The sequence below is a fragment of the Rubrobacter sp. M3-4 genome, from assembly GCF_059772285.1.
In genome coordinates this window covers 148,955-166,723 of the sequence record NZ_JCBAJP010000004.1, presented here as the reverse complement: position 1 = coordinate 166,723, position 17,769 = coordinate 148,955, and the positions used below count along the sequence as shown (strand labels likewise).

Annotated in this window: 16 protein-coding genes; 9 read left to right on the top strand and 7 right to left on the bottom strand. The window is 68.5% G+C overall.

Annotated features, from left to right (window positions below; genetic code table 11):
• Position 1 precedes the first annotated feature (1 nt).
• The 3 genes from AC6EKW_RS06290 to nhaA all read left to right on the top strand — a co-directional run bounded on the left by AC6EKW_RS06290 (position 2) and on the right by nhaA (position 4,437).
• A complete protein-coding gene (locus AC6EKW_RS06290) occupies positions 2-1,474 on the top strand; it encodes an aldehyde dehydrogenase (protein WP_498513944.1) in 1,473 nt (490 codons plus the stop codon).
• 16 nt (positions 1,475-1,490) lie between these two features.
• Positions 1,491-3,041, top strand: a complete 1,551-nt coding sequence (locus AC6EKW_RS06285) for an APC family permease (RefSeq protein ID WP_498513943.1) — start codon at positions 1,491-1,493, stop codon at positions 3,039-3,041.
• A 64-nt stretch (positions 3,042-3,105) separates the two neighbouring features.
• A complete protein-coding gene (gene nhaA, locus AC6EKW_RS06280) occupies positions 3,106-4,437 on the top strand; it encodes a Na+/H+ antiporter NhaA (RefSeq protein WP_498513942.1) in 1,332 nt (443 codons plus the stop codon).
• Positions 4,438-4,444: 7 nt separating this feature from the next.
• On the opposite strand, the gene AC6EKW_RS06275 is transcribed toward nhaA, so the two are convergent.
• Complete coding sequence (locus AC6EKW_RS06275) at positions 4,445-5,500, bottom strand: zinc-dependent alcohol dehydrogenase (RefSeq protein WP_498513941.1); 1,056 nt, start codon at positions 5,498-5,500, stop codon at positions 4,445-4,447.
• Between the two features lie 23 nt (positions 5,501-5,523).
• A complete protein-coding gene (locus AC6EKW_RS06270) occupies positions 5,524-7,191 on the bottom strand; it encodes a long-chain fatty acid--CoA ligase (protein WP_498513940.1) in 1,668 nt (555 codons plus the stop codon).
• Positions 7,192-7,322: 131 nt separating this feature from the next.
• Here AC6EKW_RS06270 and AC6EKW_RS06265 point away from each other — a divergent pair, with 131 nt between their 5' ends.
• The 3 genes from AC6EKW_RS06265 to tsaA all read left to right on the top strand — a co-directional run bounded on the left by AC6EKW_RS06265 (position 7,323) and on the right by tsaA (position 10,316).
• Positions 7,323-8,306: a phosphotriesterase family protein gene (locus AC6EKW_RS06265; RefSeq protein WP_498513939.1), complete on the top strand. Its 984-nt coding sequence runs from the start codon at positions 7,323-7,325 to the stop codon at positions 8,304-8,306.
• 281 nt (positions 8,307-8,587) lie between these two features.
• Positions 8,588-9,877 carry an alpha-hydroxy-acid oxidizing protein gene (locus AC6EKW_RS06260; RefSeq protein WP_498513938.1) on the top strand — a complete coding sequence of 430 codons (1,290 nt, stop codon included), beginning with the start codon at positions 8,588-8,590 and terminating at the stop codon, positions 9,875-9,877.
• Entirely contained in the window at positions 9,867-10,316 is a 450-nt protein-coding gene (gene tsaA, locus AC6EKW_RS06255) for a tRNA (N6-threonylcarbamoyladenosine(37)-N6)-methyltransferase TrmO (protein WP_273887853.1), read from the top strand. Before AC6EKW_RS06260 ends, tsaA begins: the two co-directional genes overlap by 11 nt.
• On the opposite strand, the gene AC6EKW_RS06250 is transcribed toward tsaA, so the two are convergent.
• The 4 genes from AC6EKW_RS06250 to AC6EKW_RS06235 are packed head-to-tail and all read right to left on the bottom strand — an operon-like array spanning position 10,303 to position 14,498.
• On the bottom strand, positions 10,303-11,097 hold the full coding sequence (locus tag AC6EKW_RS06250; RefSeq protein ID WP_498513937.1) for an enoyl-CoA hydratase-related protein: 795 nt from the start codon (positions 11,095-11,097) through the stop codon (positions 10,303-10,305). The genes tsaA and AC6EKW_RS06250 overlap by 14 nt on opposite strands.
• Positions 11,094-13,076 (bottom strand): acetoacetate--CoA ligase, encoded by a 1,983-nt coding sequence (locus AC6EKW_RS06245; protein ID WP_498513936.1) that lies wholly within the window; start codon positions 13,074-13,076, stop codon positions 11,094-11,096. Before AC6EKW_RS06245 ends, AC6EKW_RS06250 begins: the two co-directional genes overlap by 4 nt.
• Before the next feature lie 50 nt (positions 13,077-13,126).
• A complete protein-coding gene (locus tag AC6EKW_RS06240) occupies positions 13,127-13,903 on the bottom strand; it encodes a 3-hydroxybutyrate dehydrogenase (protein WP_498513935.1) in 777 nt (258 codons plus the stop codon).
• Positions 13,896-14,498, bottom strand: a complete 603-nt coding sequence (locus AC6EKW_RS06235) for a 2-hydroxychromene-2-carboxylate isomerase (protein WP_498513934.1) — start codon at positions 14,496-14,498, stop codon at positions 13,896-13,898. The genes AC6EKW_RS06240 and AC6EKW_RS06235 overlap by 8 nt, the downstream gene beginning before the upstream one ends.
• A 162-nt stretch (positions 14,499-14,660) precedes the next feature.
• On the opposite strand from AC6EKW_RS06235, the gene AC6EKW_RS06230 reads away from it, so the two are divergent.
• From AC6EKW_RS06230 to cysC, 3 genes are all read left to right on the top strand, one after another.
• Positions 14,661-15,386: a sulfotransferase-like domain-containing protein gene (locus AC6EKW_RS06230; protein WP_273887846.1), complete on the top strand. Its 726-nt coding sequence runs from the start codon at positions 14,661-14,663 to the stop codon at positions 15,384-15,386.
• A gap of 66 nt (positions 15,387-15,452) precedes the next feature.
• Positions 15,453-16,625 (top strand): sulfate adenylyltransferase, encoded by a 1,173-nt coding sequence (gene sat, locus AC6EKW_RS06225; RefSeq protein WP_273887845.1) that lies wholly within the window; start codon positions 15,453-15,455, stop codon positions 16,623-16,625.
• Positions 16,626-16,634: 9 nt separating this feature from the next.
• The gene (gene cysC, locus AC6EKW_RS06220) at positions 16,635-17,216 is read left to right on the top strand and encodes an adenylyl-sulfate kinase (protein ID WP_498513933.1); all 582 of its coding nucleotides are present in this window, start codon (positions 16,635-16,637) and stop codon (positions 17,214-17,216) included.
• Positions 17,217-17,222: 6 nt separating this feature from the next.
• Here the strand turns inward: cysC and AC6EKW_RS06215 are convergent, their stop codons facing one another.
• The gene (locus AC6EKW_RS06215) at positions 17,223-17,687 is read right to left on the bottom strand and encodes an RrF2 family transcriptional regulator (protein WP_498513932.1); all 465 of its coding nucleotides are present in this window, start codon (positions 17,685-17,687) and stop codon (positions 17,223-17,225) included.
• Positions 17,688-17,769: the final 82 nt, after the last annotated feature.

The window sequence follows — 17,769 nt, the reverse complement described above, 5'->3', positions numbered from 1 at the left end:
GATGTCCGTAGGAACACGCAAGAACACCGCGAAGGTGGCCGGGGTCGAGGTCTCGACCGACCACTACATCGGCGGCGAGAGGGTGGCGAGCCGGGAGCGCTTCGAGGTGATCTCGCCGATGAGTTGCGAGCCCATCGCCTACGTCTCCCGCGGCGGCGAGGAGGAGGCCGACCGGGCCGTACGCGCGGCGAAAGAGGCCTTCCCGCGGTGGGCTTCCCTGGGGCCCGAGGGGCGGGGCGCCTACATGAGGCGCCTCGCCGACCTCATAGACGAGAACGTCGAGTCCCTCGCGGCGGTCGAGTGCGAGGACATGGCGATGCTGTTGCGCTCGCTGCGGGCGCGGGTCATCCACCGCGGGGCGCGCAACTTCCGCGCCTACGCCGGGCTCGCCGCCTCCTACGAGGAGCGCGACTGGCGCTCGCAGGGGACCTGGAACCGGGTGCAGAGGATGCCCGCCGGGCCCGCGGCGACGATAACTCCCTGGAACGCACCGTTCATGCTCTCGACCTGGAAGGTCGCCCCGGCGCTCGCCGCCGGCTGCACCGTGATCCTCAAGCCCGCCGAGTGGGCCCCGCTCTCGGCCAGCCTTCTCGCGGACCTCACCGAGGAGGCCGGCTTCCCGCCCGGGGTCTTCAACGTCCTGCAGGGAATGGGCGAGGAGGCCGGGGCGGCGCTGGTGGCGCACCCGATGGTGCGGCGCGTCTCGTTCACCGGTTCTCCGGAGACCGGGCGCCTCATCGGGCAGGCCGCCGCCAGGAACCTGGTGCCGTTCACCGCCGAGATGGGCGGCAAAGGACCGCTCATCGTCTTCGAAGACGCCGACCTCGAGGCCGCGGCCAGGAAGGCCGCCGGGCAGTACGACGACGCCGGGCAGGTCTGCCTGGCCGGGACCAGACTCCTGGTGCAGCGCTCGATCGCCCGGGAGTTCCTCGAGCTGTTCGACCGCTTCGCCGACGAGCACGTCCTCGGAGACCCGCGCGACGAGAGGACGACCATCTCGCCGCTCATCCACCCCGACCACCTGAAACGGGTCGAGGGCTTCGTCGAACGCGCCCGCGCCGAGGGGCACGAGGTGCTGCGCGGCGGGCGCCGCTCGGAGGTGGGACCGCTCTTCTACGAGCCGACCCTCATCCGCCCGAAATCCAACGACGCCGAGATCGTCCAGCGGGAGGTCTTCGGCCCCGTGCTCACGATACAGGAGTTCGAGGACGAGGCAGAGGCGGTCTCGCTCGCCAACTCCACCGAGTACGGGCTCTCCGCCGTGATCTACACCTCCTCGCTCGGACGGGCCGACAGGGTGGGCCGGATGGTCCGGGCCGGGGTCGTGTGGGTCAACACCTTCCTGGTGCGCGACCTGACCGCCCCGTTCGGGGGGATGGGCATCTCCGGCATCGGACGCGAGGGGGGCGACTACGCCCTCGACTTCTACTCGGACCTGAAGACGCTGCAGATCCAGGAAGGGAGCACAAGGTGAGAGGAGGAGAAAGCTGATGGCGCAGACGACAGAGGGGTCCGCCCCCTCCGGAGGAACGCGGCTCCAGCGACGCTCGCTCGGGGTCGGGCATCTGGTGTTCATGATCGTGGCGGCCTCGGCCCCGCTCACGGCGGTCGCCGGGGGTCAGGCCACGACCTACCTGGTGACCGGCAACAAGGCCGTCCCGTTCATGTTCATACCCCTGGGCATCGTGCTCGGCATCTTCTCGATAGGCTACGCCGCGATGAGCCGCCACGTCGCCAACGCCGGGGCGTTCTACGCCTACGTCTCGCGCGGGCTCGGCAAGGTCGGGGGGGTGGGTGCGGCCTTCGTCGCGCTCATCGCGTACAACGCGATGCAGATCGGGATCTACGGCCTCCTCGGGGTCGCGCTCGGCTCGTTCATGTCCGGCCGGCTCGGCATAGACGCCCCGTGGTGGGTGTGGGTGCTCCTCGCGTGGGCGGTGATCGCCGTCCTCGGGGTGCTGCAGATAGACCTCAACGCCCGGGTACTCGCGGTGCTGCTCACCCTCGAGGTGCTCGCCGTGGCGCTCTTCGACCTCGCGGTCCTGGCCAAGCCGGGCCCCGAGGGCCTCACCACGATCGGCTTCAACCCGCTCGTCGCCTTCGGCGCGGCGGCCGGGGCGACGCTCACCTTCAGCGTCGCCTCGTTCATGGGTTTCGAGTCGGCGGCGATCTACTCCGAGGAGTGCCGCAACCCGCGCAAGACCGTCGCGAGGGCGACCCTGATCGGGGTGAGCTTCATCGCCCTCTTCTACGCCCTCTCGAGCTGGATGGTCGGGGTCGCCGCCGGCCCGGACACGATGGTAGACCCGAAGGCGATGCTCAAGGCCGGCTACGCGACCGCCGGGGCCCCGGATCCGACGACCGTGCTCTTCATCGCCGGGCAGGAGCGTCTCGGGGTGGCGTGGGGCGATGCGGCCTCGCTGCTCTTCGTCACCAGCATCTTCGCCGCCAACCTCTCGTTCCACAACGCGGTCGCCCGCTACATCTTCGCGCTCGGGCGCGAGGGGGTCCTGCCGCGCCTCTTCGGGCGGGTGCACCCGCGGACGGGATCGCCCTGGATCGCCTCGATCTCCCAGTCGCTGCTCGCGGTGGTGGTCTTCGGGATCTTCGCCATCCTCGGGCTCAACCCGCTGCTGACGCTCTTCACCTGGCTGACCAACCTCGGAGCCCTGGGGGTGCTGCTGCTGATGTCCGTGACCTCGTTCGCGGTCGCGAGCTACTTCCGGCGCAACCCGGAGGCCGAACTCAGCCGCTGGACCACCACGATAGCACCCAACGTCGCGGGCGTGCTGCTCGTCGCGCTGCTCGTCCTCGGCGTCGCGAACTTCAACGTGCTCATCACCAGCTCCACGACGGCGCCGCTCAGCCCGCTCACCGTGATCCTGCCGGTGATCCTCTTCGGCGGCGGCCTGGCGGGGCTCCTGGTGGGTGTGTTCCTCCGCTCGCGCCACCCGGACGTCTACGCCGGGATCGGCGAGGGAGCAGGGCCGATGGAGCCCGAGGACGAAGAGGCCGTACCGCAGGAACAGGTCTCCGGTTAGGTGCGTCCTGTGGCGGCGCCGAGAGATCGGCGCCGCCACAGGGGTCTAGCTTATAATTCGTTGAATGAGCTCGGTGCGAGAGCAGCCGCCGGTGGAGAGGATCGTGCGTCCTTTCCAGGACTTCGCCGACAAGCAGTCCTCCGGCGGCATCCTGCTGATGGTCGCCACCGCCGCCGCCCTCGTCTGGGCGAACTCCCCCTGGGCGGGGAGCTACTCCGCCCTGTGGCACACGAAGATGGCCGTGAGCATGGACGGGTTCTCCATCTCCAAGGACCTCGCCCATTGGATCAACGACGGCCTGATGGCGGTCTTCTTCCTGGTGGTGGGGCTGGAGATAAAGCGCGAGGTTCTCGTGGGCGAGCTGTCCTCGCTGCGGGGGGCGATGCTCCCGGTCTTCGCCGCGCTGGGCGGAGCCGTGGTCCCCGCCTCGATCTACCTCGCCATCAACGCCGGGACGCGAGGAGCCGGCGGCTGGGGGATACCGATGGCCACCGACATAGCCTTCGCCCTGGGCATACTCGCCCTGCTCGGAAGGAGGGTGCCGGTGGAGCTCAAGGTGTTTCTGGCGGCGCTGGCCATCGTGGACGACATAGTGGCGGTGCTGGTTATCGCCATCTTCTACACCCCGCGAATCTCCTGGGAAGCGCTGGGAGCGGGGGGCGTGTTCCTCGGAGCGCTGGTGGTGGCCAACCTGCTCGGGGTGGGCAGGACGTTGGTCTACGCCGTGCTGGGCATCGGACTCTGGGTATGCTTCCTCCTCTCGGGGGTACACGCCACCGTAGCGGGGATACTCCTCGCCTTCACCGTGCCCGCCAGCTCGTTCATCAACGCCAGAGAGTTCCTGGAACAGGGCAGATACATCCTCGACCGCTTCGAAAGGGCGGGCGACAAGGGGGAGAACGTGCTCACCAACGAGGAACGCCAGGCCGCGCTTCACGCGCTCAACCACGCAACCTACAAGCTGGAACCCCCGCTGCAAGAGCTGGAGCACGCCCTGCACCCGTGGGTGGCCTTCGTCATCATGCCGCTCTTCGCCCTGGCCAACGCGGGCATACCGCTCGGCGGCAACATCGCCGGGGCGCTCACCAGCCCGGTTACGCTGGGAATAGTGCTCGGTCTGGTGGCGGGCAAACAGATCGGCATCACCCTCTTCACCTGGCTGGCCGTGAAGAGCGGCCTCTCGGAGCTGCCCGGGGGCATCGGCTGGCGCCACGTCTACGGCGGGGCATGGCTGGCGGGGATCGGCTTCACCATGAGCCTCTTCATCACGGAGCTCGCCTTCTCGAACGGCGGTCTGATCGAACCCGCCAAGCTCGGCATCCTCCTGGCGTCCCTGATCTCGGGAGCGGTGGGCTGGACGATCCTCAGGATGACGGCCGAGCGGAACACCGGCTAGCCAGCGGCTACGGCAGCGTTACGGCTATCCGGATCGGATCCTCTATCTTCTCGTGCAGGTACTTGAGCGCGGTGTTGACCTCCTCGAGCGGGAAGGTGTGGGTGATGGAGCGCTCCAGGTCGAGCCTCCCGGCCGAGACGAGCTCGAGCAGCCGCTCGATGTTGCGCTTGGTGAACCCGTAGGAGCCGAGGAAGGAGATCTGCTTCCGCACGAAGACCGTCGGGGGGAGGATCTTGATGGGCTCGGCCCCGAGCCCGCAGACCACGACCCTCCCCCCGGAGACGACGCACTCTACGGCCTGGGCGATCGTCTCCCCGAGCCCGATGAACTCGGCCGCGACGTCGACCCCGACCCCTCCGGTCTCATCCAGGATCGCCTCGACGGGGGAGGTCTCGCCGGGGTTCACGGTCACGTCCGCCCCGGCCCGGCGGGCGCGCTCGAGCTGCTCCTCGCGCACGTCGACGACGAAGATCTTTTGCGCTCCGCAGAGCCTGGCGAGCTGTACGGCGTGCAGCCCGAGCCCTCCGGCCCCGAAGATCGCGACGGTCTCGCCGGGTGAGAGCGCGGCCCGGTCGGCGAGCGCGTGGAAGGGGGTCGCGACCGCGTCGGTGACGATCGCCCCGACCTCGAACGGGACGCCGTCGGGCAGCGGGATCAGGTTGCGCGCCGGGACGGCCATGTACTCGGCCAGGGCCCCGTCGGTGTGTATCCCGACGACCTTCCTCTCCCGGCAGACCTCGGCGTGCCCGGCGAGGCAGTTGGGACAGGCGCCGCAGAAATAGAACGGCGTGACCGAGACCCTCTCCCCCGGCTCCCAGCCTTCGACCCGCGAGCCCACCGCGGCGACGACCCCGGCGGGCTCGTGCCCCAGGGTTATCGGGGTGAAGGCGGTCGGCGTGATGCCCTCGAAGACGATGTGCACGTCCGAGCCGCAGATCCCGGCGGCCCGCACCCGTACCAGCGCCTCGTCCTCCCGGATCTTTGGCACCGGAACCTCCTCGACCTCGAGCGGCCTCCCGGCCTCGTAGAAGCGTGCCGCCTTCATCGTGGACGGAAGATCCATCCTCACCATCCTCCCCTCTTACTCTACCGGCCTCCGGCCGCCTTCTCCTCCCGCTCCTGCAGGACGCGCCAGAGGATCTTGCCGGAGCCGCTCTTGGGCAGCTCGTCGGCGAACTCGACCAGCCGCGGGTACTTGTAGGCGGCCATCCTCTCCTTCGCCCACTCTATTATCTCTTCGGCGGTGATGCCGGCGCGCGCCTCCTCCTTCGGCACGACGACGGCCTTGACCGTCTCGCCGCGCCGGGGGTCGGGGGAGCGGATGACGCAGACCTCCTGCACCGCAGGATGCCGGTAGAGGACCGACTCCACCTCGGCGGGCCACACCTTGTAGCCGCCGGCGTTGATCATGCGCTTGATCCGGTCGACCATGAAGAAGTAGCCCTCTTCGTCGTAGTATCCGAGGTCGCCGGTGCGGAAGAAGCGCTTGCCCTCCCGCCAGAAGAAGACCTTCTCGTCCTCCTCGGGCCTCCTCCAGTAACCCCGGAAGACCTGCGGACCGCAGACCACGATCTCGCCCTCCTTCCCGGGCCCGAGCTCCTCCAGGGTCTCCGGGTCGACCACCCGGGCGTCCACGTCGAAGGACGGGATGCCGAGGCACTGCAGCTTGGGCCTGTCCGGCGGGTTTATGTGGGTCTGGGAGATGGTCTCGGAGAGCCCGTAACCCTCGGCGTAGCGCAGCCCGGTGAGCTCGTAGAGCCTCTCCCCCACCGCCTCCGGGAGCGCCGCCCCTCCGCCTCCGACCAACACGAGCGAGGAGAGGTCGCGTTCGGCGATGCGGGGGCTCGCCAGGAAGTCCACTACCATCGTCGAGATGTTCGTCCAGTGGGTCACCCGGTGGCGCTCGATGAGCCCGGCGGCGACCTCCCTGTCCCACCGGGTCATGAGCACGACCGTACCCCCGGCGTAGACCGGGGCGTTCATGCTGTGCTGCATCCCGGTGACGTGGAAGAGCGGCAGCGTGCACAGCGCGACCGCCTCCTGCGTCACGGTGTTCCACACCGCCGCCCCCACGAGCGTCGCCTGCAGCGTGCGGTTGGTGTGGATACACCCCTTCGGCGCGCCCGTCGTCCCGGAGGTGTACGGCAGGAGCGCCATGTCCTCCGGCCCGGTCTCGAGCGGCTCGGGAGATCCACCCGCGGCGAGAACCTCACCCCACGGCACGGCCCCCTCCGGCACCTCGTGCCCCGCCTCGACCTCCGGCGGGAGCGGCAGGTCCGTCTCCTCCTGCAGGTAGTCCGAGTAGGCCGCGACGACGGCGTGTTCGAGGTTCTCCCGCCCGAGGAGTGGGGCGAGCCGCCCGTAGAGCTCCTGCCCGCAGAAGGCGACCTTCGCCCCGCTGTCGGCGACGTAGTGCTCGAGCTCGCCGGTCGTGAGCATCGGGTTTACCGGCACGACCGCGGCCCCGGCGCGCAGAGCCCCGTAGAAAGCCGCGAAGAACTGCGGGCTGTTCTGCAGGTAGAGCATCACCCGATCGCCCCTGGCCACCCCCGCCTCGCGCTGCAGGAACGAGGCCACCCCCTCCGCCTCGGCGAGCAGGCGCCGGTAGGGGATCTCCGTGCCGTAGTAGACGATCGCCGGTTTGTCCGGGTAGCGGGCGGCGGAGACCGCGAGGTTGTGGAAGACGCCCGTCTCGGGCAAAGAGAGCGAGCGCGGCAGCCGCCTCGGCCAGAACTCGTAGTGCCTCTCGATCATCGCAAACCTCCCTTTCCCCGCAGGATTCCCCCATGCCCGGGATGTTAGCCCCCGGGCGGTCCGGGGACAACTTGCCGCATCCCGGCGCCTGGTGCAACAATGACCGGCGAGGGAAGAGGAGAGGAGGAACCTTGGCAGCGACCGTCAACACCGTCACCGGCCCCGTCTCGTCCGACGACCTCGGGAGGACGCTCGTGCACGAGCACTTCGTCTTCGGCTACCCGGGTTACCAGGGGGACGTCACCTTCGGCCCCTACGACCGGGAGGAGGCGCTCAGGGTCGGTCTCGAGGTCGCGGAGAGGGTCAAATCCCACGGCGTCTCCACCGTGATGGACGCCACCCCCAACGACTGCGGGCGGGACCCGGAGCTCCTGCGCGAGATCTCGGAGAGGAGCGGCATCAACATCGTCTGCTCCACCGGCTACTACTACGAGGGCGAGGGAGCCCCAGCGTACTTCAAGTTCCGCCAGTCGTTCGGCGTGGCCGAGGGCGAGATCTACGAGATGATGCTGCGCGAGGTCACCGAGGGCATCGCAGACACCGGGATAAAGGCCGGGGTCATCAAGCTCGCCTCGAGCAAAGACCGCATCACCGACTACGAGGCGATGTTCTTCCGCGCCGGAGCCCGGGTGCAGCGGGAGACGGGGGTGCCGATCATAACCCACACCCAGGAGGGGACCGCCGCCCCGGATCAGGCGGAGTTGCTCATCTCCGAAGGGGCCGACCCCCGGCGCATCCAGATCGGACACATGGACGGCAACACCGATATCTCCTACCACCTCGCCACCCTCGAACACGGGGTCAACATCGCCTTCGACCGCTTCGGGCTGCAGGGGCTCGTAGGGATGCCGCCGGACGAGATGCGCCTGGCGTGCGTCGTGGGGCTTTTGGGCCTCGGCCACACCGACAGCATCCTCCTCTCCCACGACACCGTCAACCACTGGCTCGGACGCCCCCTGAACTTCCCCGAGGAGGTGCAAAAACTCGTCGCGAACTGGCACATCACCCACCTCTTCGAGAACGTCGTCCCCCGCATGAAGAAGGCCGGCATAACCGACGAGCAGATAAAGACCATCTTCGAGGAGAACCCGAGGCGGCTCTTCGATCCCGAGTAAGAAAAGGCCGCCCGGCCGGTTTCGAGCCCCGTCCTCACTCGTCGCACGGTCCGCCACCTTCAGTTCGGGATGGGACATAAGCTGACCTCCCACCACCGTAAGGAGGAGATCAGCCCGGGACAAACGTTCCGTGCAGACGCGCACAGCGGCCGCGGGGAGGATCACCGGAATCCCCTTCAATCGAGGCAAACGGGATCAAAGACCTGGTGCCGCATGTGGCGTCCCGATGGGGCGGCACCATACCCGCTGCGGGGGGTAGAATGCCTCCCGGGTGGAAAGCCATGATCGGACGCAGGATCCAGCAGAAGATCTACCTGGAGGGCCTCCTCGGGAAGAAGCCCGTGGTCCCCACCCGCCCGGATGCTCTGGAGCGGGCGGCGAGGCGGAGGATGTCGCGCAGGGCCTGGGCGTATGTGGCGGGCGGGGCGGGGCTCGAGAGGACGATGGCCCGCAACCGGGCGGCCTTCGACCGCTACGCGCTGCGTCCCCGGATGCTACGCGGGGCCGGGCCCCCCTCTCTGGAGGCAGGGCTCTTCGGGCGGCGGTGGGCCGCGCCGCTGTTCCTCTGCCCGATCGGGGTGCTGGAGCTGGCGCACCCCGACGCCGACCTCGCCGTCGCCCGGGCTGCCGCCGGGCGCGGCGTCCCGGTGATCTTCTCGAACCAGAGCTCCCGTCCTATCGAGGCCGCGGCGGGGGTGATGGACGCGGTGGGCCCCGACACCCCGCGTTTCTTCCAGCTCTACCACCCCACGGAGCGGCGGGTGGTGGAGAGCTTCCTGCGCCGGGCGGAATCCGCGGGATGCGCCGGCGTGGTCCTGACGGTGGACACGGTCCAGCTCGGCTGGCGGCCCCGGGATCTGGACCTCGGTCACCTGCCGTTCCTCGAGGGGCGGGGGCTGGCCCAGTACGTGACGGACCCGGAGTTCATGGGTTCGCTGGAGGACTCCCCGGAAGGCCCATCACCCCGGATACGGCCTTCCCCCTCGCTGCTGAAGACCATGCTCGCCCTGCGCCGGCTGGGCGGTGGGAGCCTGGGGCGGGGACGACGGGCGGTGCAGAGCTTCGTCGCGACCTACTCCTTCCCCGAGCTCTCCTGGGACGATGTGCGGCGGGTGCGGGAGGCGACGGCGCTGCCGCTGCTCCTCAAGGGCATCCTCCACCCCGAAGACGCCGCGAGGGCCGTAGAGCTGGGGGTCGACGGGATCGTCGTCTCCAACCACGGCGGGAGGCAGGTGGACGGGGCGATCTCCTCCCTGGAGGCGCTCCCGCAGGTGGCCCGGGCGGTGGGCGGCAGGGTGCCGGTCCTCATGGACGGCGGGGTACGCACCGGAGCAGACGTGGTCAAGGCCCTCGCGCTCGGCGCCCGGGCGGTCGGGATAGGACGTCCTTACGTCTACGGCCTGGCGCTGGCCGGGGCCGAGGGGGTCGGGGCGGTCATCGACCACATGATGGCCGAGCTCGAACTCACGCTGGCCCTCTCGGGGGTGGCAGGCCTGGAGGAGGTGGACCCGGATATCCTCCTGGAGGAGAGGACCGGGCAGGAGACGATGGAGGGCATGGATGGACGGTAAGGAGATAGACCCGGTCCCGATCGGGTGGGTAAAGTCGCCGCTCACCGACAGGGCTTCGGCGCCGAAGCAGGGCTGCGAGGGGGCGCCGGACGCCTGGATCTTGCTCGAGGAGTGGGCGGTGCCGGGGCTCGAAGGAATCAGGGAGGGGGACGAGATCCTCGTTCTCAGCTGGCTCGACCGCGCCAGCCGGGACGTGCTGCGGGTGCGACCCCGCGGGGATCCTTCCGGGGGCGAGCGCGGTGTGTTCTGCACTCGCTCCCCGGACAGGCCGAACCCTATCGGGCTGCACCCGGTCGAAGTCGTCGAGATCCAGGGCGGAAGGATCCTCGTGCGCGACCTCGAGGCGCTGGACGGCACCCCGATCCTGGACATCAAGCCGGCGAGGAGGTGCTCGGAGAGGGGCGTCCCGGCCGACAACTCCGACTCTAGCGCCCGGTGAAGCGGGGATCCCGTCTCTCGAAGAACGCCTGCACGCCCTCCTCGAAGTCGCGGGTACGCCCGCAGCGCGACTGTCCCTCCGCCTCCCGCTCCAGCGCCTCCTCCAGGCCGCTCTCGAAGCTCCGCCGAAGCGCCCGGCGGGTCTCGCCGAGGGCGCGGGTCGGCATCGCGGCGAGCCTCTCCGAGAGGGAGCGGGCTTCCTCGAGCAGCCTCTCCGCCGGGACGACGCGGTTGACGAGCCCGATGCGGGCCGCCTCCTCCGCCCCGATCTCGTCGCCGAGCAGGCTCAGCTCCATCGCCCGCCCCAGCCCCACGACCCGCGGCAGGAAGAAGGTCGTCCCGGCGTCGGGCATGAGCCCGATGTTGACGAAGGCGACCGAGATGCGGGCGTCCTCGGCAGCGACCCTCAGGTCGCAGGAGAGCGCGATCCCGACACCCGCCCCGTAGACGACGCCGCCGAGCGCCGCGACGACCGGCTTCTCCATCGAGGCGATAAGCAGAACGGTGCGGGAGTAGGTGTGTCGCAGGTAGTCCCCGAGGTCCGCGAGCGAGCCGTCCTCGCCGCGCACGCCCTCGTCCTTCAGGTCGGCGCCGGAGGAGAAGGCCCGCCCCTCCCCGCGCAGGAGCAGGGCCCGCACGCCCTCGTCCTCCGCGGCACGGCCGAGCGCGTCGTAGAGCTCGCGGTGCATGGTGGCGTCGAAGGCGTTCAGCGCCCGGGGGCGGTTCAGCGCGATCTCGGCGACCGCACCCCGCCTCTCGAAGATGACCGTCTCGTAGCTCAACTCTCCTCCCTCCTCGCGAGCTCCACGAACACGTCCAGAGAGCGCGGGTTCGCCAGGGCGTCGCGGCTCGCCGCCTTCTCCGGCGGGGTCCCGGAGAGGATCCTCTTGACCGGCACCTCGAGCCGCTTGCCGTTGAGGGTCTTCGGGATCTCGGGGACAGCCAGGATCTCGTCCGGGACGTGCCGGGGCGAGCAGTACTCCCTTATGCGCCGCTTTATCTCGGCTTCGATCTCCGCGGTGAGGTCCACACCCTCGCGGAGCACCACGAAAAGCGGCATGTAGGCGGTCCCGTCGGGCCGCTGGACGTCGACGACGAGCGAGTCGAGAACCTCCGGGACGCTCTCGACGGCCGAGTAGATCTCGGCGGTCCCCATCCTGACGCCGCCGCGGTTTATCGTGGAGTCGCTCCTGCCGTAGATGACGCACGAGCCGCTCTTCTTTATCTTGATCCAGTCGCCGTGCCGCCACACCCCGGGGTACATCGAGAAGTAACTCTCCCGGTAACGCTCGCCGCTCTCGTCCCCCCAAAGATACAGCGGCATCGAGGGCATCGGCTCGGTGATGACGAGCTCCCCCACCTCGTCCACGAGCGGGTTGCCCTCCTCGTCGAAGGCCTCGACCTTCGCCCCCAAAGCGCGGCACTGCAGCTCGCCGGCCCGCACGGGAAGGAGCGGGCAGCCCCCGACGAACGCGGTGCACAAATCGGTGCCGCCGCTGGTCGAGAAGAGCCAGTGGTCGCGCCTGACGTGCTCGTAGGCCCAGGCGAACCCCTCGGGCGGCAGCGGCGAGCCGGTCGAGCCTATCGCCCTCAGGCGCGGGAGTTCGAGCTCGCGTCCCGGCTCTATCCCCGCCTTCATGCACGCGGTGATGTACGCGGCGCTGGTCCCGAAGTGGGTCATCCCGGTCTCCCCGGCGAAGCGCCAGAGGGCGTACATGTCCGGGTATCCGGGGTTGCCGTCGTACAGGAGCGCCGCCGCCCCGGAGAGGAGGCCCGCCACGACGATGTTCCACATCATCCATCCGGTCGTCGTGAACCAGAAGAAGCGGTCGTCCTCTCCGAGGTCCATCTGGAGTTCGATCTGCTTGAGATGCTCCAGCAGTATCCCGCCGTGGCCCTGCACGATCGCCTTCGGAAGCCCCGTCGTCCCGGAGGAGTAGAGTACCCACAGGGGGTGGTCGAACGGGACGCGCTCGAAGGTGAGCGGGGCACCCTCGCCGGAGGCGAGGAGCTCCTCCCAGCCCATCGCGTTCCCGAGACGGGCGACGTCCGGCCTCTCGCCCAGGTAGGGAAGAAGGACGGTCTTCTCGAGGCTCGGGATCTCACGCTCTATCCTCGCCACGACCTCCATCCGGTCGTAGTCGCGCCCGCCGTAGCGGTAGCCGTCGACCGCCAGGAGCACCTTCGGCTCTATCTGCCGGAAGCGGTCCACGACGCTCCCGACACCGAAGTCCGGCGAGCAGCTGGACCAGATCGCCCCGATCGAAGCACACGCGAGGAACGCCTCGATCGCCTCGGGGATGTTCGGGAGGTAGGCGACGACCCTATCCCCCCGCCCGACCCCGAGCTCCCTCAGGCCCGCGGCGAGGGAGGCGACCCGGCTCTCGAGCTCCCCCCAGCTCTCCTGGCCGAGGGGCCTGAGCTCCGAAGCATGGACCAGCGCGCTCCTCTGCGGAGAGCCCTTGCGGAAGATGTGCTCGGCGTAGTTGAGTCGGGTCCCCTCGAACCAGCGGGCGCCGGGCATGGTGCGTTCGGCGAGGACCCTCTCGTAGGAGCCGTCGTGGAGGACCCCGCAGTACTCCCACAGGCTCCCCCAGAAATCCTCCAGGCTCTCTACCGACCACCTCCACAGCTCGTGGTAATCCTCGAAAGAGAGCCCGCGTTCCTCTCGCAGCCAGCGCATGTAGCGGGTCAGGTTGGCCCTCTCTCTGAACTCTTCGGAAGGCTCCCAGAGCAGCGTGCCCTCGGTGACGGTCTGCATCGGACGTTCCTTTCCCTCGGCTCTCCTCTCTCTGCGGCTATCCTACCAGCCTAGCGGGCGGTCGAGCCGCCGTCTATCGTGAGCGAGGCGCCGTTTATGAAAGAGGCGGCGGGCGAGCAGAGGTAGAGGACCATCTCGGCGACCTCCTCGGGCTCGACGAGGCGCTTTATCGCGGGCTCGGCGAGCATTATCTTCTCTATCACCTCGCTCTCCGGGATCCCGTGGCGGCGGGCCTGGTTGGAGATCTGACCCTCCACCAGCGGCGTCCTGACGTACGACGGGCAGATGCAGTTGGATGTCACGCCCTTCGGGCCGCCCTCGAGCGCGAGCACCTTCGAGAAACCCTCCAGCCCGTGCTTGGCCGCAACGTAGGCGCTCTTGTACTCGGAGGCGACGAGCCCGTGGATGCTGGAGATGTTTACGACCCTGCCCCACCCCCGCTCGTACATCCCGGGCAGCGCCTGCCTGACGAGCAGAAACGGCGCCTCGAGCATTATCCGGATGATCTTCGTGAACAGCTCCGGCGGGAACTCCTCGACCGGAGCGACGTGCTGCAGCCCGGCGTTGTTGACGACGATGTCGGCGGATATACCGAGCTCTCCGACCGCCTCGAGGTCCGAGAGGTCGGCCTCGATGGCCTCCCCGCCGATCTCGCGCGCGACCTTCCGCGCCCCCTCGCCGTCGAGGTCCAGCACCGCGACCCTCGCCCCGGCCTGAGCGAGCCGGACGGCGCACGCCCTCCCGATCCCGCTCGCACCCCCCGTAACGAGCGCCCTCTTCCCGCCGAGATCCACCTCGACCGAACGAACCCCGAACTCCTCAGCCATCCAGCGCCTCCTCGACGAAATCCAGCCGGTCGTTGCCCCAGAACATCTCGTCCTCGACGAAGAAGGTCGGGGCGGCGAAGACCCCGCGCCCGAGCGCCTCTTCGGTCGCCGCCCGGAGGGCGTCCTTCGCCTCCTGCGCGGAGGCCCCGGCGAGAAGCTCCTCCGGCTCCACCTCGATCCTGCGCGCCACCTCCGCGAGCGGGCCGTCCTCGCAGGCCTCCTCGAACCCTTTGGGGGCCCCACCCTCCTCCCAGTAGAGCGCGAACGCCTCGCGGGTGAACTCCGGGAGCTTCCCGAGGCTCTCGCAGTAGAGAGCCGCGCGCATCGTCTTGAGCGTGCGGAACGGGAAGGGGTCCGGGAACCGCAGCGGCAGCCCGTAGCGGCGGGCCCAGCGCCGGATGTCCCGCTCCTGGTAGCGGGCCTTCATCGGGCTCTCCACCGGGGCCTTTATTCCGGCGGCCTTGTGCAGAGCACCGAGCAGCACCGGCTTCAAGACCAGATCCGCCCCGTATTTCTCGCAGATGCGCTCCACCCGACCGTACGCCAGGTAGGAGTACGGGCTCACGAGGTCGTAATAGAACTCAACCCCTGCCACCGGGCACCTTCCCTTCCTCTCCAGCATTCGCTAGTCTGAAAGGTACAACACCTCGAAACCAAGCGTCAAAAAGCCCGGGCATCCGCGCCTCAAAGCCCGCGGCCGGGGTAAGAATACGCACAGTTTATGTAAGCGGCTCGAAGCTCGAAAGGAGAGCATGACATGGAGCATCACAAGCCGATAGCGTTGTGGGCGGTACCGAGGTCCATATCCACCGCCTTCGAGAGGGTCTTCGTGGAGAGGGACGACTTCGAGGTCTTCCACGAACCCTTCTCCGCCTCCTACTACTACAGCGAGGAGCGCCGCAGCGACCGCTACAAAGACGAGCCCCCCAGACCCGAGTACAACTACGGGAGGGTGCTGGAGGAGATCCTGCGCCCGCGCGAGAAGCGGGTCTTCGTGAAGGACATGGCCTACCACGTGCGGGGGTTCATGGACGAGGAGTTCGTCTCGCACTTCCAGAACACCTTCATAGTGCGGGAGCCGAAGTACGTGATCTCCTCGCTCAGGAAGATGTGGCCGGACTTCACGCCGGAGGAGACCGGCTACGAGCAGGCCTACCGGCTCTTCAAGCTCGTCGAGCGCACCGGGGAGAGCCCCGTCGTCGTCGACGCGATGAGCTTCAGCGAGGATCCGGAGGGGATCCTCGCCGCCTACTGCGAGCGGGTCGGCGTCCCCTTCGACCCCGGCGCCCTCTCGTGGCGCCCCTCAGAGGTCCCGGAGTGGGAGAGATGGGAGGAGTGGCACGAGAAGGCCCAGAACAGCACCGGGATAGAGCCCGTAGAACGCCGCGACCCGGAGCTCCCGGCCGGGTTGCGCGCGGTCTACGAGCACTGTCTGCCCTATTACTACCAGCTCGCCGCCAACGTCATAAGGAGCGCGGCGTAGAAGCCGCCGCGGATACATGGTAAGTTTGATCTCTCATGCATCGATCTCCGATGGAGGAAGAATAGTTTGCTGACCGAAAATGACCCCATCGCGCCGCACGGCGGGATACTCGTCGACCGCCGGGCACCGGAAGACGAACGAAAAGAGAGGCTGGAGGAAGCGAGCCGTCTGCCCCGCCTCAGGCTCGGGCCGAGGGCGCTCTCCGACCTGGAGATGATCTCGACGGGCGTCTTCTCGCCCCTCGAGGGCTTCATGAACCGCGAGGACTACGAGAGCGTCGTCGAGGGCATGCACCTCGCCGGTGGGCTCGCGTGGAGTATGCCCGTGACGCTCGCGGCGGACCGTGAGGAGCTCGAAGGTGTGCGCGAGGGTGGGGAGATCGCCCTCACCGCCCAGGACGGCCACGTCGTGGCCACGATGGCGGTCGAGGAGGTATACCCCTACGACAGGGAAGAGGAGGCTAAGGAGGTCTACCGCACCACCGACGAGAAGCACCCCGGAGTGGCCAACCTCTTCCTGCAGGGGGAGTTGCTGGTGGGGGGCACGGTCACGCTGCTCGTCGAAGAGCCCACGCCGCGGCCTTTCCCCGGGTACTACTACGAGCCTGCGGAGCTCAGGGAGATCTTCCGCGAGAAAGGCTGGCGGCGCATCGTCGGCTTCCAGACCAGAAACCCCGTCCACCGGGCGCACGAGTACATCCAGAAGAGCGCGCTCGAGACCGTCGACGGGCTGCTCCTGAACCCGCTGGTGGGCGAGACCAAGTCGGACGACATCCCGGCGGACGTACGAATGCGCTCCTACGAGGTGCTGCTCGAGCGCTACTACCCCAAAGACCGCACGGTGCTCGCGGTCTTCCCGGCGGCGATGCGCTACGCCGGCCCGAGGGAGGCCATCTTCCATGCCATCTGCCGCAAGAATTACGGCTGCACTCACTTCATAGTCGGTCGCGACCACGCCGGGGTCGGAAGCTACTACGGCACCTACGACGCGCAGGCCATCTTCGACGAGTTCGATCCGGACGAGCTCGGGATCACGCCGCTCTTCTTCGAGCACGCCTTCTTCTGCCTCAACTGCGGCGGGATGGCCACCACCAAGACCTGCCCGCACGACGCCGAATCACACGTCTTCTTCTCCGGCACCAGGGTGCGCGAGATGCTCGGGCGCGGGGAGTACCCGCCGCCGGAGTTCTCGCGTCCGGAGGTCGTAGAGGTCCTGATAGAAGGCATGAGAGAGAGCTGAGGAGGGAACATGTACAGGTACCTGCGGGGCGAGGAGCGCGGCTTCACGCTGTGGTTCACCGGGCTCTCGGGGGCCGGGAAGACCACCATCTCCGAGATAGTCGAGCGGGAGCTCAGGGAGAGGGGACGCAAAGTCGAGGTTCTGGACGGCGACATCGTCCGGACCAACCTCTCCAAAGGGCTCGGCTTCAGCCGCGAGGACCGCAACGTGAACGTGCTCAGGATCGGGTTCGTGGCGAACCTGCTGACGCGCAACGGGGTGGCGGTGATCGTGAGCGCCATCTCCCCGTACAAGGAGGCCCGTGATCAGGTGCGGCGCAGGATCATAGACTTCGTCGAGGTCTTCGTGGACGCGCCGCTGGAGGTCTGCGCCGAGCGCGACGTCAAGGGCCTCTACGAGAAGGCCTTCAAGGGCGAGATCAAGCAGTTCACCGGCGTCTCGGACCCCTACGAGCCGCCGGCCGCCCCGGAGCTGCACCTCAGGACCGACCAGGAGAGCCCACAGGAGAGCGCGAGGAAGGTCATCGAGAAGCTGGAGTTTCTGGGTTATCTGAAGACCCCGGCGGAGATCGAGGAGAACAGCCTCAGGTAAGGGGGCTCAGTGGTGGACCCAGGCCTCCGGATCCTCGGTCAGGCTGACGACGTGCTCGGGTAGCTCCCCCCTGACCACGTCCGCGAGCGTCACCTTCTCCAGCACGGCGCGCAGGTTGGCGCGCACCGCGATCCAGACCTGCTGCAGCGGTCGGGCCACGCCGCCGTACTCGACCTCCTCCGGCCACTCACCCCGCACGTTGGCCAGAGGCCCCTCGACCGCCCGGATCACGTCGGCCAGCCGCACTTCTTCGGGGGGCAAGGCGAGCCAGTATCCCCCGGAGGCTCCGCGCTGGGTCCTCACTATCCCGGCGCGCTTGAGGTCGAGCAGGATGTTCTCCAGGAATTTACGCGGGATGCCCTGCTTCTCGGCGAGCCGCTCGCCCTTGACCGGCCCCTCGGAGGCCATCGCGGCCCGGGCCAGCTCGACGGCGGCCCGCAGCGCGTAGTCGGCCTTGGCCGAGACCTGCACCCCTCCCTCCCGCTAACCGCCGCGTCGGCGGTCGTTCCCTCCGGGGAAGTACACGAACCAGTAGGCACCGACGAGTACCGTC

Bases quoted from the DNA above. Each gene is read 5' to 3' on its own strand.
- AC6EKW_RS06290 (WP_498513944.1), top strand. From the start codon at position 2: ATGTCCGTAGGAACACGCAAGAACACCGCGAAGGTGGCCGGGGTCGAG.
- AC6EKW_RS06285 (WP_498513943.1), top strand. From the start codon at position 1,491: ATGGCGCAGACGACAGAGGGGTCCGCCCCCTCCGGAGGAACGCGGCTC.
- nhaA (WP_498513942.1), top strand. From the start codon at position 3,106: ATGAGCTCGGTGCGAGAGCAGCCGCCGGTGGAGAGGATCGTGCGTCCT.
- AC6EKW_RS06275 (WP_498513941.1), bottom strand. From the start codon at position 5,500: ATGGATCTTCCGTCCACGATGAAGGCGGCACGCTTCTACGAGGCCGGG.
- AC6EKW_RS06270 (WP_498513940.1), bottom strand. From the start codon at position 7,191: ATGATCGAGAGGCACTACGAGTTCTGGCCGAGGCGGCTGCCGCGCTCG.
- AC6EKW_RS06260 (WP_498513938.1), top strand. From the start codon at position 8,588: ATGATCGGACGCAGGATCCAGCAGAAGATCTACCTGGAGGGCCTCCTC.
- tsaA (WP_273887853.1), top strand. From the start codon at position 9,867: ATGGACGGTAAGGAGATAGACCCGGTCCCGATCGGGTGGGTAAAGTCG.
- AC6EKW_RS06245 (WP_498513936.1), bottom strand. From the start codon at position 13,076: ATGCAGACCGTCACCGAGGGCACGCTGCTCTGGGAGCCTTCCGAAGAG.
- AC6EKW_RS06240 (WP_498513935.1), bottom strand. From the start codon at position 13,903: ATGGCTGAGGAGTTCGGGGTTCGTTCGGTCGAGGTGGATCTCGGCGGG.
- AC6EKW_RS06230 (WP_273887846.1), top strand. From the start codon at position 14,661: ATGGAGCATCACAAGCCGATAGCGTTGTGGGCGGTACCGAGGTCCATA.
- cysC (WP_498513933.1), top strand. From the start codon at position 16,635: ATGTACAGGTACCTGCGGGGCGAGGAGCGCGGCTTCACGCTGTGGTTC.